General features: G+C 70.2%; 7 protein-coding genes and 1 pseudogene. All 8 read left to right on the forward strand.

The features are described from left to right. Positions 1–353 (forward strand): annotated as a pseudogene (locus tag AC1D12_RS20215) (methyl-accepting chemotaxis protein); the annotation flags it as partial. Positions 354–382: 29 nt separating this feature from the next. After that, on the forward strand, positions 383–934 hold the full coding sequence (locus AC1D12_RS20220; RefSeq protein WP_477842482.1) for a chemotaxis protein CheW: 552 nt from the start codon (positions 383–385) through the stop codon (positions 932–934). 31 nt (positions 935–965) lie between these two features. Next, the gene (locus AC1D12_RS20225) at positions 966–2939 is read left to right on the forward strand and encodes a HAMP domain-containing methyl-accepting chemotaxis protein (protein ID WP_477842484.1); all 1974 of its coding nucleotides are present in this window, start codon (positions 966–968) and stop codon (positions 2937–2939) included. A 30-nt stretch (positions 2940–2969) separates the two neighbouring features. Next, a complete protein-coding gene (locus tag AC1D12_RS20230) occupies positions 2970–3770 on the forward strand; it encodes a CheR family methyltransferase (protein WP_047510635.1) in 801 nt (266 codons plus the stop codon). A gap of 7 nt (positions 3771–3777) precedes the next feature. Continuing rightward, positions 3778–4311: a chemotaxis protein CheD gene (locus AC1D12_RS20235; protein ID WP_052212970.1), complete on the forward strand. Its 534-nt coding sequence runs from the start codon at positions 3778–3780 to the stop codon at positions 4309–4311. Then, the gene (locus AC1D12_RS20240) at positions 4308–5378 is read left to right on the forward strand and encodes a protein-glutamate methylesterase/protein-glutamine glutaminase (protein ID WP_047510633.1); all 1071 of its coding nucleotides are present in this window, start codon (positions 4308–4310) and stop codon (positions 5376–5378) included. The genes AC1D12_RS20235 and AC1D12_RS20240 overlap by 4 nt, the downstream gene beginning before the upstream one ends. 129 nt (positions 5379–5507) lie before the next feature. Then, on the forward strand, positions 5508–6164 hold the full coding sequence (locus AC1D12_RS20245) for a hypothetical protein (RefSeq protein ID WP_477842485.1): 657 nt from the start codon (positions 5508–5510) through the stop codon (positions 6162–6164). Then, positions 6161–6835 (forward strand): ABC transporter ATP-binding protein, encoded by a 675-nt coding sequence (locus AC1D12_RS20250; RefSeq protein WP_477842486.1) that lies wholly within the window; start codon positions 6161–6163, stop codon positions 6833–6835. Before AC1D12_RS20245 ends, AC1D12_RS20250 begins: the two co-directional genes overlap by 4 nt. Positions 6836–6848: the final 13 nt, after the last annotated feature.

A 6848-nucleotide genomic window follows, 5' to 3' on the forward strand; every position in this document is an offset into this window, starting at 1 on the left:
CGGAAGAGCAGTCGTCGGGCGTCAGCCAGATCAATGCGGCGGTGAGCCAGCTGAGCCAGACGACGCAGCAGAACGCGTCGAGCTCGGAAGAACTCGCAGCCACCTCGGAAGAGATGAGCAGCCAGGCCGAGCAGCTGCAGCAGGCCATGTCGTTCTTCAAGCTGGCCGGCGGCCATGCCACGCAGGCCGCGAAGGCCTCGGGCCAGCCGCCGGTCAAGCCGGCCGCCACGCGCAGCGCCAAGGCGGGCAAGCGCGCCGCTTCGGGCGGCTTCAACCTCGCCGGCGGCATGGCGTTCGCCGGGGCTGGTGGATCGGGCGAAGGCCCGGACGAATCGCAGTTCGCCCGTTTCTGATTCAAGTCTCTGAACCAAGGAGTCCCGCGATGACCGCACTGGTCCAGACCCACCGCGCGCCGGCCACGGCCGTGGCGCGCCCTGTCGCCGCCGAGCCGGCGCAGTACCTCACCTTCATGCTGGCGGGCGAGATGTTCGCGATCGGCATCCTCGCGATCAAGGAGATCATCGAGTACCACACGCTGACCGAGGTGCCGATGATGCCGGACTGCGTGCGCGGCGTGATCAACCTGCGCGGTGCCGTGGTGCCGGTGATGGACCTGCTGGCGCGCTTCGGCCGCGCGCCGAGCCCGGTGACCAAGCGCACCTGCATCGTGATCGTCGAGATCGAGGCCGAAGGCGAGCGCCAGGTGATCGGCGTCGTCGTCGACGCGGTCAACGAGGTGCTCGACATCGCCCTCGCCGACATCGAGCCGGCACCGGCCTTCGGCGCCCGCATCCGCACCGATTTCATCCACGGCATGGGCAAGGTGCGCGGCAAGTTCGTGATCCTGCTCAACGTCGACCACGTGCTGTCGCTGGACGACCTGGGCACGCTGGCCGACGCCGCCGACCGCACGCAGAACGCGCTGGCCGTCTGACGGGCCGCCTGATACTCAAGGGAAGACAAAAATGAACTGGTTCCATCGGATGAAGCTGGCGCACAAGCTGCTGGCGAGCTTCCTGCTGTGCTCGGTGCTGACCGCGCTGGTCGGCGGCTACAGCCTCTCGCGCCTGAGCGAGYTGGGCGGCATGATCCACACGACCTACGTCGACAACGTGCTGCCGCTGCAGGACATCTCCGAGGCCGGGTCGCGCCTGACCGCGCATTCGCGCTCCTACGTGCGACTGCCGGCGATGAAGGACCCGGCCGAGGTGAAGGAGACCATCCGGCGCTCGGCGACGCACCTCGACAAGTTCAACGGCGCGCTGAAGGCCTACCGGGCCACCAACCTCAGCGCGACCGAACAGGCGCTGATGAAGGAGCTCGACGCGCAATTGCCGAACTACCTGGCGCAGAACGAGAAGATCGCGCAGCTGGTGCTGGAGGGCAAGTTCGACCAGGCCTCCGACCAGAGCAACGGGCCGGCGCGCAAGGCCGTCTCGGACATCGAGGCCACGATGGCCAAGGTCATCGAGGAACTGGCGAACCAGACCAAGGCGACCAACGACGGCGCCGAGCAGACGGTGCGCCACACCTGGACGCTGATGCTCGCGGTGATCGGCGTCTCGGTGGTGCTCGCGATCGGCCTGGGCCTGCTGGTCACCCGCGTGATCGGCCGGCAGCTCGGCGGCGAGCCCGACCATGCCGCGGCGCTGCTGCACCAGGTGGCGGCCGGCGACCTGTCGGCGCAGATCACGCTGCGCCCGGGCGACGACAGCAGCATGCTGTTCGCGGTGAAGCAGATGGTGGCCCGCCTGAAGCAGGTGATCGACGGCCAGCGCCACGTGGTGGCGGCGGCGAACCGCGGCGACTTCAGTGCGCGCGTCGAGCTCGACGGGCTGCAGGGTTTCCAGAAGGAAATGGGCGAAGGCCTGAACGCGCTGGTGTCGACCACCGGCGACAGCATCGGCGACGTGGTGCAGGTGATGGGCGCCGTCTCCGAAGGCGACCTGACGCGCACCATCGAGCGCGACTACGAAGGCGCGTTCGCCGAGATGAAGGAATACGTCAACGCCACTGTCGASAAGCTGTCGCAGGTGGTGACCGAGGTGAACAGCGGYGCGGAAGCGCTGGCGGGYGCATCGGAAGAGGTGAGCGCAACGGCGCAGTCGCTGTCGCAGGCGTCGAGCGAGCAGGCGGCGGGSGTSGARGAGACGAGCGCRTCGATCGAGCAGATGACGGCRTCGATCTCGCAGAACACCGAGAACGCGAAGGTGACGGACGGGATGGCGACGAAGGCGGCGAGCGAAGCGGCCGAGGGCGGCGAGGCGGTGCGTGCGACGGTGGCGGCGATGAAGCAGATCGCGCAGAAGATCGGGATCATCGACGACATCGCATACCAGACGAACCTGCTGGCGCTGAACGCGGCGATCGAGGCGGCGCGTGCSGGYGAGCACGGCAAGGGCTTCGCRGTGGTGGCGGCGGAGGTGCGCAAGCTGGCCGAGCGCAGCCAGGTGGCGGCGCAGGAGATCGGCACGGTGGCGGGCTCGAGCGTGGAGCTGGCCGAGAAGGCGGGGCGCTTGCTGGACCAGATGGTGCCGAACATCAAGAAGACCTCGGACCTGGTGCAGGAGATCACGGCGGCGTCGGAAGAGCAGTCGTCGGGCGTCAGCCAGATCAATGCGGCGGTGAGCCAGCTGAGCCAGACGACGCAGCAGAACGCGTCGAGCTCGGAAGAACTCGCAGCCACCTCGGAAGAGATGAGCAGCCAGGCCGAGCAGYTGCAGCAGACGATGTCGTTCTTCAAGCTGGCGACCCACGCCGACGCGCCGCGGCAGCGCCCGGCTGCGCCGCGCAAGGCGGTGGCCAGGCCGATCGCAGCGGCAGCGAAGGGGACCAAGGCGGGTGCGCGCAAACCGGCACCGGCCGCCGGCCACAGCGGCTTCTCGCTGCACGTGAACGGCGCGGGCGCGCTCGACGAATCGCAGTTCGCCCGTTTCTGATCCTGACCCGAGCGACCCCGCGGACCGGCCATGAACACCATCTCCGACAACGAGTTCGGCCTGTTCCAGCGCTTCATCTACGACGCGGCCGGCATCACGCTGTCGTCGGCGAAGAAGGCGCTGGTGTGCGGCCGGCTCGCGAAGCGGCTGCAGGCCTGCAACCTGGGCAGCTACAGCGAGTACTTCAAGCTGCTGACCAGCGGCCAGAACGGCGCCGAGGTGCAGACCGCGGTCGACCTGCTGACCACCAACGAGACCTACTTCTTCCGCGAGCCCAAGCACTTCGAGCTGCTGCGCGAGGCGGCCCTGGCGGCCAGGAACAAGGCGCAGCCGTTCCGCGTCTGGAGCGCGGCCAGCTCGACCGGCGAAGAGGCCTACAGCATCGCGATGGTGCTGGCCGACACGCTGGGCGATGCGGCCTGGGAGGTGACGGGCTCCGACATCAGCACCCGCGTGCTGCAGCGTGCGCGCCAGGCGCACTACCCGATGGAGCGCTGCCGGCAGATCCCGCAGACCTACCTGAAGCGCTTCTGCCTGCGCGGCATCGACGAGCAGCAGGGCACGCTGCTGGTCGACCGGACGCTGCGCAGCCGCGTGCAGTTCATGCAGGTCAACCTGAACACCACGCTGCCGCGGCTGGCGGCGTTCGACGTGATCTTCCTGCGCAACGTGATGATCTACTTCAACGGCGACACCAAGCGGCAGGTGGTGGCGCGCATCCTCGAGCAGCTGAAGCCGGGCGGGTTCTTCTGCATCGGCCACTCCGAGAGCCTGAACGACATCACGACGGCGTTGATCCAGGTGGCGCCGTCGATCTATCGCAAGCCGTGAGCGCAGCATGGCGGGGAGCACGATCCGATTCGACAGCGCCGAGCCCGGCGACCGGGTGCTGCAGCCCGGCGAGTACGCGGTCGGCGAGGCGCCGCTGCGCATGCGCACGCTGCTCGGCTCGTGCGTGTCGATCACGCTGTGGCACCCGGCAAGACGCGTCGGGGCGATGTCGCACTTCCTGCTGGCCGCTCGCTCGCCGAGCCGGCTGGGCGTGCCCGACGCGCGCTACGGCGAGGAGGCGCTCGCGCTGATGCTGCGCCAGCTGCACAAGCGCGGCATCGCGCCGGCCGAGTGCGAGGCGAAGATCTTCGGCGGCGGCAACATGTTCCCCGAGCAGGCCTCGCCCGCCACGCCGAACGTCGGCCGCCGCAACGGCGAGGCGGCGCGCGACCTGCTGACGGCACACGGCATCCGCGTGCATTCCGAGAGCCTGTTCGGCAACGGGCACCGCCAGATGATCTTCGACCTGGCGACCGGCGACGTGTGGGTGCGGCAGGTCAACCCGGAATCGGCGTCGATGCCGCTGGAAGGCGGCGCATGAGCAACATCCGCGTGATGGTGATCGACGACTCGGCCGTCGTGCGGCAGGTCGTCACCGCGTTGCTGGACGACGCGCCGGGCATCGAGGTGATGGCCGCGGTGGCCGACCCGGTGCTCGCGATCGAGCGGCTCAAGCACGACTGGCCCGACGTGATCGTGCTCGACGTCGAGATGCCGCGCATGGACGGCATCACCTTCCTGCGCATGGTGATGCAGCAGAAGCCGACGCCGGTGGTGATCTGCTCGACGCTGACCGAGCGCGGCGCGAAGACCACGCTGGAGGCGATGGCCGCCGGCGCGGTGGCCATCGTCACGAAGCCGAAGCTGGGGCTGAAGCAGTTCCTGACCGCCAGCGGCGAAGAGCTGATCAGCACCGTGCGTGCCGCGGCCAAGGCCAACGTGCGGCGGCTGGCCGCCGGGCCGGCGGTCGCGCCGACGCCGGCGGCGAAGAACACCGCCGACGTGATCCTGCCGCCGGCCACGCGGGCGATGACGCAGACCACCGAGCGGGTGGTGGCGCTCGGCACCTCCACCGGCGGCACGCAGGCGCTCGAAGAAGTGCTGACCGCGCTGCCGCGCGTGACGCCGGGCATCGTGATCGTGCAGCACATGCCGGAGAAATTCACCGCGGCTTTCGCGGCGCGGCTGGACAGCCTGTGCCGCATCGAGGTGAAGGAGGCCGAGCACAACGACCGCGTGCTGCCGGGCCGCGCGCTGATCGCGCCGGGCGGGCGGCACATGCTGCTCAAGCGCAGCGGGGCGCAGTACTTCGTCGAGGTGATCGACGGGCCGCTGGTGAACCGCCACCGGCCGTCGGTCGACGTGCTGTTCCGCTCGGTCGCGCGCAGCGCCGGCGCGAATGCGCTCGGCGTGATCATGACCGGCATGGGCGACGACGGCGCGGCCGGCTTGCTGGAGATGCGCAAGGTCGGCGCGCAGACCGTCGCGCAGGACGAGGAGAGCTGCGTCGTGTTCGGGATGCCGAAGGAAGCGATCAAGCGCGGCGGGGTGCAGCGGACGCTGCCGCTGGATGCGGTGGCGGCGGAGATCCAGAAGCAGGTGGGCTGAGCCCCCGGGCGCCGTTCGCGCCGCAGGGCCGCCATTTCGCGCCGCCCGCGCCCGCTTCGTCGCAGCGCGGCTGCGCGACGACAGAACGCCTCCGAGGATGCGCGCCATCGCCACCTCCCGGAGACTTCGATGAACGGTTCCACCTTCCCGCGCACCCTGGCCGCCGCCGTGTTCACGCTCGTGCTCGCCACCGGCCAGGGGATCGGCCTCGCCGCACCCGACGCGCAGTTCCGGCCCGCCTTCCAGCTCTTCAACCAGGCCTCGGCCGGCGACAAGGGCGCCGTCGACGCGGCGGCCGACGCCTTCGATGCGCTGCTGCAGGCCGAGCCGTCGAGCCCGGTGCTGATGGCCTACAGCGGCGCCAGCACCGCGATGAAGGCCCGTACGACTCTCCTTCCGTGGAAGAAGATCGGCTTCGCTGAAGACGGCCTGGCGACGCTCGACAAGGCGCTCGCGCTGCTGACCCCGGAACACGATGCGATCGGCCAGCACGGCACGCCGGCCAGCCTGGAGACGCGCTTCGTCGCCGCCAGCACCTTCCTCGCGGTGCCCGATTTCATGCACCGCGGCGCGCGCGGCAGCGCGCTGCTGGCCGAGGTGCTGGCCAGCCCGCTGTTCGCGCAGGCGCCGCTGCCGTTCCAGGCCGCGGTGTGGATGCGGGCTGGCACGCAGGCCGCGAAGGAGAACCGCGTGCCCGATGCGCGGCATTTCTTCGAGCAGGTCGTGCAGCGCGGCGCGCCGCAGGCCGAGCAGGCGCGTGCGGCGCTGCAGGGGCTGCCGTCGTGACCGCAGCGGCCGTCGAGCTGCGCGGCGTGCGCAAGACTTATCGGCTGGGTCCGCACGTGATCCCGGCGCTGCAAGGCGTGGACCTGTCCGTCGCGCGCGGCGAGCTGCTCGCGCTGACCGGCCCGTCGGGCAGCGGCAAGAGCACGATCCTGAACCTGTGCGGCCTGATCGACACCGCCGATGCCGGCGAGATCGCGATCGATGGCCGGCTGGTCGCCGGCCTCGACGAGACGCAGCGCACGCTGCTGCGCCGCGATGCGCTCGGCTTCGTGTTCCAGGGCTTCAACCTGGTGCCGGTGATGACGGTCGCCGAGAACGTTGACTACCCGCTGTTCCTCGCCGGCGTGCCGGCGACCGAACGGCGCGCGCGGGTCGCCGCGCAGCTGCTGGCCGTCGGCCTGCAGGACCATGCCGGTCATCGGCCCGATGCGTTGTCGGGCGGCCAGCGGCAGCGCGTCGCGATCGCACGCGCGCTGGTCAAGCGGCCGAAGCTCGTGATCGCCGACGAGCCGACCGCGAGCCTCGACTCCGCCACCGCCGACCAGGTGCTGGCGCTGATGCGCGAACGCGGCCACGCCGAAGGCGCCGCCTTCGTGATCGCGACGCACGACGCGCGCCTCACGCAGCGCTGCGACCGCACGCTGGCGCTGCGCGACGGGAGGATCGAATGAAGTGGCTGTACTT

Source organism: Rhizobacter sp. P1_G5, assembly GCF_056405435.1.